The 16,417-nt window shown below is 33.4% G+C and carries 18 protein-coding genes and 1 tRNA gene; 10 read left to right on the forward strand and 9 right to left on the reverse strand.

Going from position 1 to position 16,417, the window contains the following annotated elements; all coding sequences use genetic code 11:
* Positions 1 to 44 precede the first annotated feature (44 nt).
* From BSF41_RS04505 to BSF41_RS04510, 3 genes are all read right to left on the reverse strand, one after another.
* Complete coding sequence (locus BSF41_RS04505) at positions 45 to 497, reverse strand: 6-carboxytetrahydropterin synthase (RefSeq protein WP_095928327.1); 453 nt, start codon at positions 495 to 497, stop codon at positions 45 to 47.
* Positions 498 to 530: 33 nt separating this feature from the next.
* Positions 531 to 707, reverse strand: a complete 177-nt coding sequence (locus tag BSF41_RS23685; protein WP_008465178.1) for a hypothetical protein — start codon at positions 705 to 707, stop codon at positions 531 to 533.
* A 90-nt stretch (positions 708 to 797) separates the two neighbouring features.
* Positions 798 to 1,562, reverse strand: coding sequence for an enoyl-CoA hydratase/isomerase family protein (locus BSF41_RS04510; protein ID WP_095928328.1), 765 nt, complete (start codon positions 1,560 to 1,562; stop codon positions 798 to 800).
* Positions 1,563 to 1,751: 189 nt separating this feature from the next.
* Here BSF41_RS04510 and BSF41_RS04515 point away from each other — a divergent pair.
* Positions 1,752 to 1,825, forward strand: a tRNA-Ala gene (locus BSF41_RS04515).
* A gap of 66 nt (positions 1,826 to 1,891) precedes the next feature.
* Complete coding sequence (locus tag BSF41_RS04520; protein ID WP_095928329.1) at positions 1,892 to 2,140, forward strand: GIY-YIG nuclease family protein; 249 nt, start codon at positions 1,892 to 1,894, stop codon at positions 2,138 to 2,140.
* Between the two features lie 109 nt (positions 2,141 to 2,249).
* On the opposite strand, the gene BSF41_RS04525 is transcribed toward BSF41_RS04520, so the two are convergent.
* On the reverse strand, positions 2,250 to 2,471 hold the full coding sequence (locus BSF41_RS04525; RefSeq protein WP_095928330.1) for a hypothetical protein: 222 nt from the start codon (positions 2,469 to 2,471) through the stop codon (positions 2,250 to 2,252).
* A 154-nt stretch (positions 2,472 to 2,625) separates the two neighbouring features.
* Here BSF41_RS04525 and BSF41_RS04530 point away from each other — a divergent pair, with 154 nt between their 5' ends.
* From BSF41_RS04530 to BSF41_RS04540, 3 genes are read left to right on the forward strand one after another with little or no spacing between them, the layout of a single operon-like run.
* Entirely contained in the window at positions 2,626 to 3,069 is a 444-nt protein-coding gene (locus BSF41_RS04530; RefSeq protein ID WP_095928331.1) for a hypothetical protein, read from the forward strand.
* The gene (locus BSF41_RS04535; RefSeq protein WP_095928332.1) at positions 3,066 to 3,656 is read left to right on the forward strand and encodes a hypothetical protein; all 591 of its coding nucleotides are present in this window, start codon (positions 3,066 to 3,068) and stop codon (positions 3,654 to 3,656) included. Before BSF41_RS04530 ends, BSF41_RS04535 begins: the two co-directional genes overlap by 4 nt.
* Positions 3,657 to 3,684: 28 nt before the next feature.
* Entirely contained in the window at positions 3,685 to 4,116 is a 432-nt protein-coding gene (locus BSF41_RS04540) for a DUF4440 domain-containing protein (protein ID WP_095928333.1), read from the forward strand.
* A gap of 61 nt (positions 4,117 to 4,177) precedes the next feature.
* On the opposite strand, the gene BSF41_RS04545 is transcribed toward BSF41_RS04540, so the two are convergent.
* Positions 4,178 to 4,426 (reverse strand): SymE family type I addiction module toxin, encoded by a 249-nt coding sequence (locus BSF41_RS04545; RefSeq protein ID WP_095928334.1) that lies wholly within the window; start codon positions 4,424 to 4,426, stop codon positions 4,178 to 4,180.
* A 336-nt stretch (positions 4,427 to 4,762) separates the two neighbouring features.
* Here BSF41_RS04545 and BSF41_RS04550 point away from each other — a divergent pair, with 336 nt between their 5' ends.
* From BSF41_RS04550 to tnpA, 3 genes are all read left to right on the forward strand, one after another.
* A complete protein-coding gene (locus tag BSF41_RS04550; protein WP_095928335.1) occupies positions 4,763 to 5,794 on the forward strand; it encodes an oxidoreductase in 1,032 nt (343 codons plus the stop codon).
* A gap of 35 nt (positions 5,795 to 5,829) precedes the next feature.
* Entirely contained in the window at positions 5,830 to 6,414 is a 585-nt protein-coding gene (locus BSF41_RS04555) for an SMI1/KNR4 family protein (protein ID WP_095928336.1), read from the forward strand.
* Positions 6,415 to 6,612: 198 nt separating this feature from the next.
* Entirely contained in the window at positions 6,613 to 7,065 is a 453-nt protein-coding gene (tnpA, locus tag BSF41_RS04560) for an IS200/IS605 family transposase (protein WP_095928337.1), read from the forward strand.
* 215 nt (positions 7,066 to 7,280) lie between these two features.
* Here tnpA and BSF41_RS04565 read toward each other — a convergent pair whose 3' ends face one another.
* The 3 genes from BSF41_RS04565 to BSF41_RS04575 are packed head-to-tail and all read right to left on the reverse strand — an operon-like array spanning position 7,281 to position 10,130.
* Entirely contained in the window at positions 7,281 to 8,252 is a 972-nt protein-coding gene (locus BSF41_RS04565; RefSeq protein ID WP_095928338.1) for a lipid A deacylase LpxR family protein, read from the reverse strand.
* Positions 8,227 to 9,018 carry a monofunctional biosynthetic peptidoglycan transglycosylase gene (mtgA, locus tag BSF41_RS04570; RefSeq protein ID WP_095928339.1) on the reverse strand — a complete coding sequence of 264 codons (792 nt, stop codon included), beginning with the start codon at positions 9,016 to 9,018 and terminating at the stop codon, positions 8,227 to 8,229. The genes BSF41_RS04565 and mtgA overlap by 26 nt, the downstream gene beginning before the upstream one ends.
* Positions 9,015 to 10,130 carry an FAD-binding oxidoreductase gene (locus BSF41_RS04575; protein ID WP_095928340.1) on the reverse strand — a complete coding sequence of 372 codons (1,116 nt, stop codon included), beginning with the start codon at positions 10,128 to 10,130 and terminating at the stop codon, positions 9,015 to 9,017. The genes mtgA and BSF41_RS04575 overlap by 4 nt, the downstream gene beginning before the upstream one ends.
* Positions 10,131 to 10,444: 314 nt before the next feature.
* Here BSF41_RS04575 and BSF41_RS04580 point away from each other — a divergent pair, with 314 nt between their 5' ends.
* Together BSF41_RS04580 and BSF41_RS04585 are read left to right on the forward strand one after the other, a co-directional pair.
* Positions 10,445 to 12,346, forward strand: a complete 1,902-nt coding sequence (locus BSF41_RS04580; protein WP_095928341.1) for a S9 family peptidase — start codon at positions 10,445 to 10,447, stop codon at positions 12,344 to 12,346.
* 176 nt (positions 12,347 to 12,522) lie between these two features.
* Positions 12,523 to 14,961: an ATP-binding protein gene (locus BSF41_RS04585; RefSeq protein WP_095928342.1), complete on the forward strand. Its 2,439-nt coding sequence runs from the start codon at positions 12,523 to 12,525 to the stop codon at positions 14,959 to 14,961.
* Positions 14,962 to 14,998: 37 nt separating this feature from the next.
* Here the strand turns inward: BSF41_RS04585 and BSF41_RS04590 are convergent, their stop codons facing one another.
* Positions 14,999 to 16,354 carry a sigma-54 dependent transcriptional regulator gene (locus BSF41_RS04590; protein ID WP_095928343.1) on the reverse strand — a complete coding sequence of 452 codons (1,356 nt, stop codon included), beginning with the start codon at positions 16,352 to 16,354 and terminating at the stop codon, positions 14,999 to 15,001.
* Between the last annotated feature and the right edge of the window lie 63 nt (positions 16,355 to 16,417).

Raw genomic sequence — 16,417 nt, forward strand, 5'->3', positions numbered from 1 at the left:
TCTGAGCGAAGTCGAAGAGTTTGGAATTTAAAAAAATTGGAGTTTTAGATATTATCCGATGCGTACCATTCTGCAAAAGACGATTCTGTTTCCTGAAGTTTTAATGAGAAAAGAGAAATTCCGGCAGGAAGACGATTTTTAATTCTTTCAGCAAAATCAACCACCATGTTTTCGCTTGTTGGCTGATAATCTACCAAAATAACGTGATGCCCGCGGTTTTTCAATTCATTTGCCAATTCGATATGTGGAGTGGTCTGATTAAAAACAGTTGCATGATCAAATTGATCGACGATTTCTTCTTTTACAATTTTCTTTAGATCAGAAAAGTCAATCACCATTCCGTACTTCACATTCGATCGATCTGTAATTGGCGAACCAATAACGGTTACCGATAATTTATAACTGTGTCCGTGAACGTTCTTGCATTTTCCGTCGTAACCGTACAAAGCGTGACCGGTTTCGAAACTAAATTGTTTTGTAATTCTGATATTACTCATCGATTTTTAATTTTAAGCTTGCAAATTTACAAATTAATTGCCGTTTTTAGCTCTTTTTTTAGCACGAGTATACATCCACAAAGCAATTCCGCCCAAAACTAGAAACGGAATGAAAGATCCAATGACAACGCCAATTTGATAACCGCTGTCTGGAGCATCTTTAATTTTCTCTGCAATGTCAACTTTTTGCATTAACGAAATAATAGTCATGTTCAATAATTTATATAGTGAAAATTTGATTTTAAAATATTTTTCAAAGCTATGCCCCTATTTTTCTAAAATCAATGACTTATATCATACCTATTTTTTAAACTGCAACAAAGCGTTTTTAGTAAAATCAGACAAAACGAGTTTACCTGTAATGGCAGCACGTTCAAACAAAAGAGATTCCCATTGTTCTGTTCCTTCCCAAATAATCTTTTTCATTTCGTACAAAGCTTCAGGATTATATGAACTTAGCTTTTTCGCAAAACTTTCTACTTCAGCATCCAGATTTTCGGCGTTGTATAAAACCGAAAAAAGTCCCTTTTCAAAAGCCCAATTTGCCGATTTCCATTCATGAGCCGCTAATGTCATTTCCGTCATTGCTGTTTTTCCTATTTTTCTGGAAACTGCTGGTTCAATTACAAATGGTCCAATTCCGATTGCTAATTCTGATAGTTTAATATCGCTTTGAAAAGTTGCAAATACATAATCGCAAGCCGAAATAATTCCGACACCGCCTCCAACAGCTTTTCCTTGTACGCGTCCAATTATAATTTTGTTGCAATTTCGCATCGCATTCAGCAAATGAGCAAAACCTGAAAAGAATTCAATTCCTTGTTCTTCATTTTCAACTTTTAAAAGTTCATCAAAAGAAGCTCCTGAACAAAACGTTTTTTCTCCTTCGCTTTTTAAAATAATAACCGAAACTTCTTCATTTCGACTTAAAGAATTAATTTCAGCTGTAAGTCTATTTAATAATTCACGCGGAAAAGAATTACTTGCAGGATGACCAAATTGCACAGTTGCAATATTATTTTGAAAAGAAGTTTCTAAGCTTCCATTTGTATTTTCTAGGCTCATAAAAATTACATTTAAAGGTAAAGTTACGCTTTTGAAAAATAATTCTTTTGAAACTTCTGGAAATTTGTTTTTTGAGAATTAATTGACTTTATTTGTTAGCACTTTGGGGGATTAGCTCATTTGGCTAGAATATCCCCATTAGGAATCGGGAGGGTGACAGTTCAAATCTAGTATTCTTCACAAATAAACGGGGGATTAGCTCATTTGGCTAGAGTACTTGCCTGGCAGGCAAGGGGTGACCGGTTCGAATCCGGTATTCTCCACAAATAATTTAAAAATACCCAAGCAGATACTGATTCTGTTTGGGTATTTTTTTTAGTACACATTTTATGTTTTATATCTACATCATATATTCAAAAACCTTAGACAAATACTATGTTGGTTCCTGCCAAAATATTGAACAGCGTTTAAAAGATCATTTAAATAGCAGAAGTAAATTCACAAAAGTTGTCAAAGATTGGGTATTAAAATATTCAGAAACATTTGCTACCAGAAGTGAAGCTTATCAAAGAGAATTACAAATAAAAAAAATGAAAAGTCGGAAATACATTGAAACCCTAATAGAAACAAAAGGCTAGAGTATCCCGATGCATCGGGAAGGTGACCGGTTCGAATCCGGTATTCTCCACAAATAAAAACCCCTTGTAAATTTAATTTTACAAGGGGTTCATTTTTAGATTTTCTAATTTATTTCTCATTCGCAGCATCATCTGCATCAACTCTATCTTTCTCAGCTTTTTTAAAATCGTTGTTCAGCAAATTTTCCAATTTCTTTTTCTCCCACTGATTTTTTCTGATTGTTAGCACAACAAGAATAACTACCAATATTGCTACAATCGCTATTATGTTCCAATTGATATCCATAATTAAATTTTTAATTAAAAGTAAATAATTAAAAATATCTTTCATGTTATCAAACAGTTAAGTATTTTATTTTTTAATAGAACCTATTTTGATGCAATTATATTCTTTGAAAGATATTTCTTTAAAAAACTGTTTTCTATTTTTGCATGAGACAAAATTCAAAACACGCTATTTTTAATAGTTTATCAAACATTTCCAAATGGATCAAACCTTCAAACACAAAATATTCTCATTCATAAAGAAACCTCTTATAATTGCAGTTTTACTTTTCGTTTTTACTTTAATTGAAATATATTGGGCAATGGGAAGCTTTTCTGACAAAATATCAAGTGGCTGTTTAGATTGTTCTTTTTTTGACGATGCTTATTTAATGACTTTATTTTCTACTGTTTTCTTATCCATAGTTTTTCTGGCTCTTTCATTTATTAAAAACAGTAATCTAAAAATTATACTTCAATTACTAATCTTAATTACTGTTTGGTTTTTCTGGAATTACACCATTTTTGTAGATCGAGAATCTGCTTGGAGCACTTATCTATTTAAAGAAGAAATAAGGTATACTTTTAAATTTTCCTTCCTTCCTATTTCAATTTTATCTATTGTTACAGTATTTACTTTAAACTATATCTCAAGAAAATTATGAGTTCTGGCAAAAAAATACTTTTACGAATCTATTTCATTATCTGGGCACTTTTTTTGCTGGACTGCCTTTTATATTACTTTAAAGAAATTAGTCTTCGTGGTTATTATAGCGATGTAGTTTTATCATGGCTCTGGCTGATAAGCAACTTTGTAATAATTATTGTTTTTTGGAAAAAACTCTTGGCAAAACTTCTTTTGGCAACAATAATTGTAACATTTGCTATTAGCATTATTGCTATGATGCTTCCTTTTTTCGCCTTATTGCTTTCAAGCACATCTTTAGGTTTGTACCAAAATAAAGATTTGAATAAAAATTACAGAGCGCAAATTGTGGGTTACAGTGCGATGGGCCATCCGTGGCTGGAAGTAATTGAGAAGAAAGGATTATTCGAAAAACGAATTATCAAATGCACCGACTCTCAGCTTATGAATGATAATTTGAACATCAAAATCAGAACGGCAAAAGATATCATTTTTAGAAGTGAAAATGCCACGACAATAACGCTCACTTTATTTTACGGAGGACCAAACAAAACCGTTACTTTTGATAAAAACACAGGAAAAATTACTGCAGTAAAAAACAATTAATTTTATAATTACTTAAAAAACTAACTATATGCGTCACTTAAAATTTCTATTTCTTGCATTTTTGCTAATACTTTCTTTTAAAGGCATTTGCCAAGACAAAATTTCACAACAAGTACTCGAACGTTTAAAAGCACAGCAAACCTCTTGGAACAATGGCGATCTCGAAGGTTACCTCGATTTTTATGCTCTCGTAGATTCTGTTCGAATGATTTACAGTGCTGGTGTGGTATACGGAAAAAACAATATTGCCGATTTCTTCAAAAAACACTGGCCGAAAGAGAGAATGGGAAAATTAACTATGACCGATTTTGTTGTTGAACCACTTTCTAAAAAAGATGCTTTTGTAAGCGCAAAATTTAATGTCGAAGCTCCAAATGGCAAAAACAGTTCTGGTAACTTTTCAGGAATAATGCGAAAAATAAATGGCGTTTGGTATTTGTATGTTGACCATTCGGGATAAAATAATAAAGCCGCTCAGTTGAGCGGCTTTATTATTTATTCTTTTTGCATGGGCTGTATAATCAGTTTTCCTTCATTACTGTTACCGCAACAGGTTCATCTATTAAAAATCCAGCTTCTTTGAGCCAATTACCGCACAAACGTATCTGCGGTACAATTACAGGCTGAGTTTTATACATGCCTATAGAGCGCGAAAGCCTATAAAATGCATAAGTTTTCATTCGCCTAATTGATAATACTTTTGAGGTTTTTTCGATTTTAGAAGTTGTAGTTCCTACCTCTTTACTGCTTGTTTTTTCTGTGTAAGTCATTTCAGAAATTTTTTAGCCGGCCAAAAAAATACGGTTTCAGCCTTTCCCGTTGACTTACACCTTTAGAGGGCAGTGGGCGCATTAACGCACCACACGGGGGTACCGAAAACCGCATATTTATTAGGGCAGATAAAAAATCCGCCTTATTGTGGCAAAGTAATCGCCCTACAAAAGATGTAAGTCGCAACAAATGTAACGAAAAAGCTTCCTTTTATTTGTAAGAAAAAAGATAAAAACAAGTTTTAAAACTTATCCAAGCGTTAAACTTTTGATTTTCAAATTCAAACAAATTAAAGTACTTTCGTACATAGCGAAATCCAAAATCAAATTTAAATAATGACAACAAGATCGTTTTTTTTATCAACCACTTTTTTAATTCTATTATCTGCCTGCAATAAAAAAGAAAATACCACAACAACTGCACTTCCTGAAGTGACAGAACACGCAGAAACTGAAACCGATACTCTTCAAACCGAAGATGCTACAAGAAAAGAAAGCATCAATTTATTTACAATTACTCCAAAAGACAGCAGCGATGTTGCTTTTGTTTCTCTTTCAGATATTTATCCTGTAAACGACGAAAAAGATACTCTTGCTTTACCAAACATCCAAAAAATAGGAAAGTACAATGCTGTGTATTTCACTTTTGATAAAAACTACAGAAAAAGATTTTTGTCTAAAACAAACATATCAGAAACCGATTCTGTTTTCATAATCGATTATGCTAAAAACAAACACGTTTCTTTTGCTGTAAAAAACCTAAAAACCGCCGCGATGTTAAATGGTTATTCTTCTGAAGAAGATTGGCCCTACCAAAATTATGATTTTATGATTGGGTTTGAAATCAGCAAAAAATATTTAAGCGGGTTCAGCGAATATTATAGAGATGCTTTGGTATATGTAGGGAAAGAAAATCCGTTTTCAAAAGAACGTTTGAAGCCTATTAAGTGGGAAAAAATTGCAAAAAAGGATTATCCATCAAAAGCAATGAAAAATAACGACCGTACTTTGCTAAAGAACACAGTAACAGGGAATACGTATTTTTACAAAACAGAAAGCTATGAATATTTTTTACAAGACTACTTAGATAGCAATAAAATAATTTATGGCAGACGTCTTTTGGTTCTCGATTCTAAAACGAAAGATATTATAATCGAAAAACTTTTCAGCCAAAGCGAAGGCACATCTCCTTCTCCATTAAATTATGAAAATGGAGAAGATTCTATCGACCAATGGACAGGGAAACTTTTTAAAAATAAACCTGAAGTTGTTTTTGGTTTCGAATATATGTCTTTCGGCTGCCCAAATATTTCAATTATTGACAAATCTAATGAGGAGATTTTTCTGCAATGCGATAATCGTCATTAATAATCATTTGCAACAACATCAATTCTAAGACAACCATGGAACAAATAAAAACACGCATCGCCGAGTGTGAACTTGAATACGATGAAATAAAAGAGTCGTCTCCAGCTTCAGACGAAGAAATACAAGAATTGACTTCTTATTTTTCTCTGCCTTTACCCGAAGAATTAATAAACTTTTATAAAACCATTGGCGGTATCGAATCTGATGAGATTTTTTGTATTTCTTCTGCTGAAAATCTAACCCGATACATGAAGCAAAGAGCCGATTTTGCCCATAATTCTACAGGTATTATCGATATGATTATTGCTTATTGGGGAAATGACAGACCAGAACTTCAGAAATACAAATTGCTTACTCCAGAAGAAACTGAAAAAATAAATTCAAACTTTCAATGTATTGGCTGGATGACATCTGAAGAAGATATAGAGGAGAGCAGCGAATATGTTATTTTTGATCGAAACGGAAACTTTACCAACATTTATTGTCATCAGGATAATATTAAAGCTACTACAGATCAATTACTGGATTTTTTAGAATCTGGTCTTCCCGAAAGATCTCTGGAAAATGTTTTGGAAGAATTATTTGAACGTGCCGAAGGAAATTTGAGCCGTTGGGATTAAAAGCCAATCTATTCATTATAACAAAAAGCCATTTCTGGAAACAGAAGTGGCTTTTTGTTCTAGTTTACATTATGCCCTATTGTGTCATAAATAAAACTTTTAAGATCCAAATTCTATATTTAGGCATCCAATATTTGCATTTCAAATCATCACCTTTCTGCTTAAAATTCATCAAATGTAATTACAAAAGAGAAAAACATGCCACAATCATTATACAAAGTATATGTGCATCTAGTCTTTAGCACAAAAAAGCGTTATCCATTTATTGATGACAATCTGAAAGAAAAATTATGGGCCTATCTTGGAGGGATTTGCAAAGGTTTGGAATGCAACCCTATTCAAATAGGAGGACATGTTGACCATGTTCATATTTTATGTCTGCTGTCTAAAAAAATTACGCAAATGAAATTGGTTGAAGAAGTAAAAAAACAATCATCAAAATGGGTAAAAACAGTAGATTCGCGTTATGCAAACTTTTACTGGCAGGACGGTTATGGTATTTTTTCTGTTAATCCTTCTCAATTAGATATAGTGATAAAGTACATTAAAAACCAAGAAGAACATCATAGAAAAAAGACATTCAAAAAAGAACTTTTAGCCTTTCTAAACAAATATAATGTTGAATATGACGAACGTTATCTTTGGGATTAGACTTTCGCCCTTTCAGGGCTAACTCTCTATATTCATATCAGGTTGGGTTGGGCCTATTGTTAATAGTTAATAGCGCGTTGCGCTATTCTATTGGTTTCGCTCTTTCAGAGCTATTTTTAGTTATAGGCTGAAAGCCTAAAAGACATCAAAATAGTGCAACGCACTATTTCATAGCACTACCCCACATAACTATCTCATAGCGCTATGAGATATCGTTATCTCAATAAAAACCCCATCCTTATCGAACCATAAAAATATCCCGAATTAGTATCAATTCCAGGATCATTCAATTCTCTTCCTCGATAAAGAAAACAATACGAAATATTGAAATTGTTGTGTCGGTATTTTAAACCCGCTTCGGCATTAAAACGAAGTGGCTCCAACTCAAAAGTAATCGGACTTGTGTCATTAAACATGCTTCCTTCGATTGTAGCATCATAAAACTGATAGTTGACACTTGGCGCTGCGTAGAAATAAAATTCTCTAATGTTTGGTTGAGTTTGTGTACTTATCGAAGCATCGTGCATATTAGAGTCATAAATTGGCAATAATTTTTTAAATCCGAATCTTGCCATAAATCCTGTTGAAACTCCTGAGAATATAGTTCCCAGATTGCCTTCTGACTGCCAATGGAGATCTATAAAATCATTATGTTTTGAAGGAAACATTTTTTTAGAATAAATAGCGTGAGCCTGAACCCCTAAAGCATTATGAATCTGATTTTCCCAGCCATATACTTTTTTGTAGCCAATTATTTTATGAAAACCTTCCTGTAATTCCTCACCCAAAGCATTCGGGCCAAGAAAACCAATTTGAAAATCGGTCTTTAAAACCGATTCGCTCTGATAAAAAAAGCTTTTTCCTACTTCAGCAAAAAGATAACCTGCAAAAGGACGATCGTTTACCGTAACGGCTTCTTTGTTTAAAAATCTTGGATTGTAAAGATATTGCCCAATTCTAAATTCGGTAATTTCTTTATTGATTTTTGGATTGTCATTTTTTGATAAAAAACGATAAAAAAGCTCTAGACCATTGGTATAATACATATCATATTTAGACGATGTATATAAATCGTTATCAGATATAAAGCCTATTTCTGCAGTTTTTCCTTGTCCAAAAGTGAGCGTTACGGTCAATATTAGAAAAGCAACAAGCGATTTTTTACTTCTTCTTTTCTTCTTTTCCATTATAATTGATTTTTCCGACGTAACGCATCTCACGTACAATTCGTTCTTTTCTTCTATTGATATAACTTGAAGATCCTGTAGCTTTAAATTTTCTTGGATTTGGAAGAATCGCTGCAATTCCTGCTGCCTGCATTGGTGTTAAACTCGAAGCATCTCTGCGGTACCAATGTTCTGTTGCTGCGTAAGCACCATAAACTCCATCTCCCATTTCGATACTGTTCAAATAAACTTCCATGATGCGTTCTTTGCCCCAAATAATTTCAATTAAAATTGTAAAATACGCTTCTAAACCTTTACGGAAATAACTTTTTCCTTGCCATAAAAAGACATTTTTGGCTGTTTGCTGCGAAATGGTGCTTCCACCTCGAATTCGGCGTCCGCGTTCATTACTTTTATACGCTTTTTGCAATGCTTTAAAATCGAAACCATTGTGAGTTAAAAAAGTTCCGTCTTCACTGGCAATAACTGCTTTTTGCAAATTCATTGAGATTTTTTCAATCGGTTCCCAGTCGTGGTCAAAGTAAACTTCTTTTCCTCCCATTTTATTTTCGATTGCACGAATCAGCATTAATGGTGTAAACGGCACAGGAACATATTTAAAAAACACAACCGATCCTATTGAAATTCCAAAAAACCATAAAGCGGCTTTGATAAAAAACCATTTCACTTTTTCTCCAAAAGAACGATTCGTTTTTTTTGAAGCTGAAGTTTTAGGTTTTGGTTTGTTTGTAGTTGTTTTTGGTGCCGGTTTTTTGGTTACTTTCATTCTATTAAATCTGCTAATTCTGTTCCTATTAAACTGCCTATCGCTACTCCCATTCCGCCCAAACGCACTCCACAGAATACATTCTCAGAAAGTTGGGATACGACAGGATTCTTACTATTTCCGATTCCCATGATACCGCTCCATCGGTGCGCAATCTGAAAATCCTGATTTGGTAAAATTACATTTTTCAGTAAATCTTCCAATCTATTTTGAATAATTTTCGTCTGTCCACATTCAGTAGTTGTTTCTCCTTCAAAATCAAGATTTCTTCCTCCGCCTAATAAAATACGGTCATTAATATTTCTGAAATAATAATAGCCTCGGTCTAAATGAAACGTTCCTTTGATGTCTAAATTGCGAATAGGCTCTGTAATAAGCACTTGCGCTCTCGCCGGTTTTACCGCACCTTTTGTTAATTCTCCTGCAAAACCGTTGTTGGCAAAAAGCAGTTTTTGGGTTTTAAAACTAAAATCGTTCACTACAACTTCGACCTGATTTCCTGCATCGATATACGATTTTACCGTTTGCTGATTTAAGATTAAAATATCTGCTGCAATGGCTTGCTTCAGCAATTCTTGCATCATATTTCCAGTATCGATCTGTCCTTCAAATGGATTAAAAATTAAATACTCGTTACTATTTCCAAATCCAAAACGGTCTATTTCTTTCGAAAAAACATCAGCTTTAAAAAGTGGTTTTAAAATTTCATTGATAAACGGAATTTTCGAAATACATTCATTAAACCCAAATTCATCTTCTTTCAAAAATAATTCATAGCCCCCGTGAGGTTTAAAATCGATTGCCACGTCTCCTAATCTTTTTCGGAGCAATTGCAAACCTTTCCATCGTTTTTCTATAAGTGCTACAACATCTTCTTCTGAATTTGTTTTTAAGTCATCCATAATTTCAGACAGACTTCCGAAACAGGCAAAACCAGCATTTTTGGTACTTGCTCCTTGAGGCAGCATTCCGCGTTCAAGAACCAGAATTTTTGCAACAGGAAATCTTTCGCGCAAGCGTAACGCGGAATGTAGACCCACGATTCCGCTACCTACAATAGTATAATCTATATTCGTAAACCAATTTTTGAGTTCCCAATAGCTTAGTTCCATAAATTTTTTATTTTAAAAAATAAATTTCAAATTTTAAACTCCAAATTCCAATCTTGGGTTAAATTACAATTTTTTAAAATCCAAAACTAAATGAAATTCCAAATTCCAAAAACTTCATTAATTACAATTTTACTCGAACTGTCAGGCTGAGCGAAGTCGAAACCACATCTCGATAAGCCCTTCAACTTTGCTCAGGGTGACAAAATAGGAATTTCTTCACATTGGAATTTTAACATTTTTTGGGATTTGGATTTTAACAACTTGGCCTTTAAATGTTGTATTTTTAGCACCACAAAAAAAAGAATAATTTGATTATGAAAAAAGTAGCAGTAACAACCTTAATAATGATGAGTTTAAATGCTATCGGACAGAATGTAATGTCTCCGGAATTGTTATGGAAATTAGGACGAGTAACTCCACTCGGACTTTCGAAAGATGAAAAAAATATTGTTTACAAGGTTTCAACACCTTCTGTAGCCGATAACAAATCGACTTCTAAACTTTATATTATTCCAGTAAACGGAGGTAATGCAACTGAAATTAAAGACACTAAAGACGTTTTAAAAGACAAAAATATTTCTCCTGACGGAAAATTTGTTGTTTACAATGATGAAGTAAAAATCGACAAAGTTTTAGGTAAAGATTTCTACCCAAGCCTTGATAAATCTGACGCTCAAATCTATGATGGATTGGATTACCGTCATTGGGATACTTGGAACGAAGGAAAGTTTAATCACGTTTTTTATAAAGAAAACAAAGACGGAGCAAAAGGAACCGACATCATGAAAGGTGAAACTTTCGATTCTCCGCAAAAGCCTTTTGGTGGCGACGAAGATTACATCTGGTCTCCAGACAGCAAAAGCATTTTTTATGTGAGCAAGAAAAAAGCAGGAACTGCTTATGCGATTTCTACCAACACAGATATTTATGAGTACAATTTAGAAACTCAAAAAACAACCAATAAAACCGAAGGTAATTTAGGTTACGATACTGCTCCACAATTTTCGCCAACAGGAAATTTGTCTTGGCTACAAATGAAACGCGACGGTTACGAGTCTGATAAAAACGATATTATTGTCGAGTTTAAAGGAATCAAAACTAACTTAACTGCAAACTGGGACGGAACTGTAGATAATTTTATCTGGAGTAAAGATGGAAGAACGGTATTTTTTGTGGCTCCGGTTGATGGAACTAAACAACTTTTCTCGGTTAATTTTCCTGGTTTAACTAAAATCGCGATCAATGTTCGTCAATTGACTAACGGAGATTTTGACGTAAATGATTTAGTTGGTTTGGCTGGCGATGAGATCATTGTTACAAGAACGGATATGAATCATGCAGGTGAGATTTATTCTTTCAACTTAAAGAAAAATACTTGGAAACAAATCTCAAATGTAAATACAGATACTTATAAAACTTTATCGTTAAGCAAAACAGAAAAACGTTACGTTACCACAACTGACGGTAAAAAGATGTTGGTTTGGGTGATTCTTCCTCCAAATTTTGATGCTTCAAAAAAATATCCAACTTTATTATTCTGCCAAGGCGGACCACAAAGTCCGTTGACACAATCATATTCTTTCCGTTGGAATTTCTCTCTAATGGCTGCTAAAGGTTATGTAGTTGTTGCTCCAAACCGCCGTGGAATGCCAGGACACGGTGTTGAGTGGAACGAACAAATTAGTAAAGATTGGGGCGGACAAGTTATGGACGATTACCTTTCTGCAATCGATGATGTGGCAAAAGAAAGTTATGTTGACAAAATCCGTTTAGGTTGCGTTGGAGCTAGTTATGGAGGATATTCTGTATTTTATTTAGCTGGAATTCACAAAAACCGTTTCAAAACATTTATTGCTCATGATGGAGTTTTCAACACTGTTTCTATGTTAGGAACTACTGAGGAAGTTTTCTTTAACAATTGGGATTTTGGTGGGCCATATTGGGAAAAAGATAATGCTGTAGCACAAAAGGCTTATACAACTTTTAATCCTGCAACTCTGGTTCAGAATTGGAACAAACCAATTTTGATTTTCCAAGGAGGAAAAGATTTCCGTGTGCCAATCGGGCAAGGACAGGAAGCTTTCCAAGCAGCTCAATTAAGAGGAATCAAAAGTAGATTTGTTTATTTCCCAGATGAAAATCACTGGGTTTTAAAACCTCAGAATGCTCAGGTTTGGCAAGGCGAATTCTTCAAATGGTTAGATGAAACTTTGTAATTCATAAAAAGAATATTTTGACAGCCGTAGATTTACACAATCTACGGCTGTTTTTCTTTGTAAACCTTACAATTATGTAACATATTGGGTAGATTTACGCTTCGTAAAACAGATTTTTTTAGATAAATTGCAATGTTTTAATAATACCCCATTCCCTCAAATCTTTCAAGCAAAATATGGAAACAAAAAGAAGCTACACCGCAATTAAAGTTTTATTCAGCTATGTTGCATTATTAGCTTTGGTTGTTACAGTTGGATGGTTTCTTTATTCTGAAAATGTAGTTTATAACAAACTGGAAGACAAGATTGCTTTAGAAAAAAACAAAATCATCAGAGTCAGCAGATTGTATTCTAATGTTTATAAAACCGAAAGTTTAGCAAGGCAAACAATTCAGAACAACTCCGAAAAAGATTTTAAAAATTATCTTATCGAAACCGATTCTCTTCGCAAACGTATCGATACTTTAAAACAAGTTGTTACTACCGAATATCAGAAAACACTTCTAGATAGCGTAACATATTTTTTGTCTGAAAAGACAGAAAACATTAAACAGTTAAGAGAAATCAAGAATAAAGCAGACGATGAAACTTCTGTAAATAATGCTATTGATGAAATCACGAAAATGGAGTTTAATTTGAGAAAACTCGAACTTCAGGATTTCACTAAAAACCCAAATCAGTTGGGGAGTTATCAGCGAAGTGTTTTACAGCAATATGTTGATTATTTAAATTCGAATATTCCAGACGACAGCACCAATACACTTAGCAAAAAAGCTTCCGATTCTATTTTGGCCAATTCTAAAAAGCTTTTGAGTTCTGTAAAAATAAAAGCCGAAAAGAAAAAAGAATCTTTAAATTTTGAAGAAAATAAACTGCTTCAGAATGAAATTGCAATTTCAGATCAGCTTAGAAAAATACTTCGAATTATTGAGCGAGAAATCATTATCAATTCGATCAAAAACAATTCATTAAAAGAAAAATCATTAAAAAGAGTCAACGAAATTGTAACGGCTTCGGCAGTTATCGGTTTATTGCTGACGGTTTTTTTCTCGATTCTAATTGTAAGCGATTATTCAAAATCTCAATTGTATAAAAAACAGCTCGAAATCGCGAATTTCAAAACCAAAAATCTGCTAAAAAGCCGTGAACAATTAATCTCGACAGTGAGTCACGATTTAAAAACGCCTTTGAGCACCATTGTTGGTTATTCTGAACTTTTAGGAAATTCAGACATCAATACGAAGCAATCCTATTTTATTAAAAACATTAAAAACTCGTCTGAATATATTACACAATTGGTTCAGGATTTACTCGATTTTTCGCAGATCGAAGCAGGGAAAATTTCTATAGAAAAAGTTCCATTTTCGTTGCCAGAAATCATTGAAGATGTTGCCAGAAATATTCAAACGGTTTACAAGCAAAAAGACATTGATCTTATTATAAATGTAGACGAACAATTTCAGAAACGTATTGTTGGCGATCCATTTCGTTTAAAACAAATCTTGACTAACATTATCGGAAATGCTTATAAATTTACTGAGGAAGGCCATATTCGAATTGCAGCTTACATAAATGACGATCAGTTTTTTACCATTTCAATTCAAGATACTGGAATTGGAATTGAAAAAGCAAATCAGAAATTGGTTTTTGAAGAATTTGCCCAAGCGAATGAAAACATTGAAAAGAAATATGGCGGAACTGGTTTAGGGTTATCAATTTGTCAGAAGATCATTTCTATTCTGGGCGGTAATTTAACTTTAGATAGTATTTTTGGAAAAGGAAGCACATTCATTATTAAACTGCCTTTATTATTCGATAATAGCCAAAACTTTACTGCAACCGAACTAAAACCTAAGACGGCAAAAAGCAGTAAAACACAAACTTTTATTGTTGTTGATGACGACATTAATCTTTTGAATCTAACAAGCGGGGTTTTAAAACAAGAACAACATAGGGTTTATTCTTTTACTAATCCAGCAAAAGCTTTAGCAACCATTCAAACCACGCCTTTTGATTTTGTTATTACTGATATTCAAATGCCGGAAATCGACGGATTTCTGTTTTTAGAAAAACTTCGTGAACTTCCGGATACCATTTTCAAAAATCAGCCTGTAATCGCATTGACTGGCCGCACCGATTTGGATCTTTCAGTTTATAAAAATGCTGGTTTTACTACCGTTATAAAGAAACCTTACTCGCCAAAAATTTTGCTCGAAACGATTCAGCATATTTTAGATCATGAAGAAATTCCGATAACTGAATCTACGGAGGATACAAACGAAAATGCTTCTCAAATATATTCTTTAGAAACTTTGAAAGATTTTCTAGGTCAGGATGAATCGGCCTTGAAAGAAGTTTTGAAGTCTTTTATAGAAACATCGATCGAAAATTTAGGTTTTTTAAACGCTGCTGTTCAAGAGAAAAATCATGAGGAAATAAAATCTATTGCGCATCGTATTGCTCCCATGTTCAAGCAAATTCAAGCAAATGAGATTGGCGAAATTTTAAAAAATTTAGAAAAAGAAGATTTAAATACAATCGATATAAAAGCAACCTACGCCGATTTATCCGAAAAAATAGAAATCCTTTTTAAGGAATTAAAACAAGAGATTTAAGTAATAAAAAAGCAGTCTAAAATTAGACTGCTTTTTTTTATTCGATATTATATTGTTTCAATTTATTGTAAAGTGTTTTTCTCGTAATTTTTAGCAGTTTTGCTGCTTCAGATTTATTATTTTGAGTTTTTGACAAGGCACTAATAATAGTTTCTTTTTCGTTTTCAGACAATGAGAAAACTTCGGCAGTTGCGGCAGGCTGATTTTGGATCTGAAAAAATTCTGCTGGAAGCACATCACTTTCGATAAAATCACCACGAGTTAAAAGAGTGGCACGTTTTACACAGTTTTGCAATTCTCGTAAATTTCCTGGCCAAGAGTAGTTCTGAAAAATAGAAACCACTTCTGGAGAAAACCCAATCACATCTTTATGCAATTGCTGATTGGCTTTTTCTAAGAAATAATCTGCAAAAACCATTAAATCTTCGCCTCGATCTTTTAAAGATGGTGACTGAATTGAAAATTCATTGATTCTATGGTATAAATCTTCTCTAAAATCGCCGTTTTTTACTGCCTCACGTAAATCCTCATTCGTTGCCGTAATAATGCGTATATCGACGTTTATTTCTTTATTGCTTCCTACCGGTTTAATTTTTCTTTCTTGAAGCGCTCTTAACAACTGGATTTGATTTTCGTACGAAAGATTTCCTATTTCATCCAAAAATAAAGTTCCGCCATTGGCAGCTTCAAAATATCCTTTTTTATCATTGATTGCTCCAGTAAAAGATCCTTTTAGATGTCCAAAAAATTCGCTTGCAGCCAATTCTTTTGGAATGGCTCCGCAATCTACTGCAATAAAATTATTGTCTTTTCTTCTGCTTTGCTGATGAATGCTTTTAGCAATGATTTCTTTTCCTGTTCCACTTTCACCAATTATTAAAACAGACATATCTGTCGGGCTCACCAAGTGAATATGATCTAAAAGTTTTTTGGATGCAACAGAAATTCCTTTCACGAATTCATTTTCTCCTGATGAAGACTGTTTTTTTACTGTCTTTTTTTCTTTTACAGGAGCTTGCTCTTCTTCCTCTTTTGGAGCTTGTAGTGCATTAGTAATTACAAGAAGAACTTCGTCTGGATTAAATGGTTTAGAAATATAATCTGCCGCTCCATTTTTTATGGCTTTAACAGCAGTGTTTACATCAGAATATCCTGTCATTAAAATAACTGGAATATGTGGGTGAGAATTTTTAAATTCAGACATAAGTCCGATACCATCAGAATCAGGCAAGCGAAGGTCGGTCAAAATCAAATCGAACGATTCGTTTTTAACTGCTTCACGCGCTTCTGTTGCTGAGAAAGTAGTGGTTACCTCATACGCTTTTTTGATTAGAAATTTCTCTAATAATTTACAGAACACAATATCATCTTCTATCAGTAATATCTTCGGCATTTGTTTGTAGGGTCTTTTTGCTAAAATAATATTATTAAACTTGTTATTTCATAAAATTATGCA

This window comes from Flavobacterium sp. ACN2, assembly GCF_002303885.1.
Lineage (GTDB): Bacteria > Bacteroidota > Bacteroidia > Flavobacteriales > Flavobacteriaceae > Flavobacterium.

Bases quoted from the DNA above. Each gene is read 5' to 3' on its own strand.
- BSF41_RS04565 (WP_095928338.1), bottom strand. From the start codon at position 8,252: ATGGAAAAGAAGAAAAGAAGAAGTAAAAAATCGCTTGTTGCTTTTCTA.
- BSF41_RS23685 (WP_008465178.1), bottom strand. From the start codon at position 707: ATGACTATTATTTCGTTAATGCAAAAAGTTGACATTGCAGAGAAAATT.
- BSF41_RS04590 (WP_095928343.1), bottom strand. From the start codon at position 16,354: ATGCCGAAGATATTACTGATAGAAGATGATATTGTGTTCTGTAAATTA.
- BSF41_RS04585 (WP_095928342.1), top strand. From the start codon at position 12,523: ATGGAAACAAAAAGAAGCTACACCGCAATTAAAGTTTTATTCAGCTAT.
- BSF41_RS04545 (WP_095928334.1), bottom strand. From the start codon at position 4,426: ATGACTTACACAGAAAAAACAAGCAGTAAAGAGGTAGGAACTACAACT.
- mtgA (WP_095928339.1), bottom strand. From the start codon at position 9,018: ATGAAAGTAACCAAAAAACCGGCACCAAAAACAACTACAAACAAACCA.
- BSF41_RS04580 (WP_095928341.1), top strand. From the start codon at position 10,445: ATGAAAAAAGTAGCAGTAACAACCTTAATAATGATGAGTTTAAATGCT.
- BSF41_RS04535 (WP_095928332.1), top strand. From the start codon at position 3,066: ATGAGTTCTGGCAAAAAAATACTTTTACGAATCTATTTCATTATCTGG.
- tnpA (WP_095928337.1), top strand. From the start codon at position 6,613: ATGCCACAATCATTATACAAAGTATATGTGCATCTAGTCTTTAGCACA.
- BSF41_RS04555 (WP_095928336.1), top strand. From the start codon at position 5,830: ATGGAACAAATAAAAACACGCATCGCCGAGTGTGAACTTGAATACGAT.
- BSF41_RS04530 (WP_095928331.1), top strand. From the start codon at position 2,626: ATGGATCAAACCTTCAAACACAAAATATTCTCATTCATAAAGAAACCT.
- BSF41_RS04505 (WP_095928327.1), bottom strand. From the start codon at position 497: ATGAGTAATATCAGAATTACAAAACAATTTAGTTTCGAAACCGGTCAC.
- BSF41_RS04550 (WP_095928335.1), top strand. From the start codon at position 4,763: ATGACAACAAGATCGTTTTTTTTATCAACCACTTTTTTAATTCTATTA.
- BSF41_RS04520 (WP_095928329.1), top strand. From the start codon at position 1,892: ATGTTTTATATCTACATCATATATTCAAAAACCTTAGACAAATACTAT.
- BSF41_RS04575 (WP_095928340.1), bottom strand. From the start codon at position 10,130: ATGGAACTAAGCTATTGGGAACTCAAAAATTGGTTTACGAATATAGAT.
- BSF41_RS04525 (WP_095928330.1), bottom strand. From the start codon at position 2,471: ATGAAAGATATTTTTAATTATTTACTTTTAATTAAAAATTTAATTATG.
- BSF41_RS04510 (WP_095928328.1), bottom strand. From the start codon at position 1,562: ATGAGCCTAGAAAATACAAATGGAAGCTTAGAAACTTCTTTTCAAAAT.
- BSF41_RS04540 (WP_095928333.1), top strand. From the start codon at position 3,685: ATGCGTCACTTAAAATTTCTATTTCTTGCATTTTTGCTAATACTTTCT.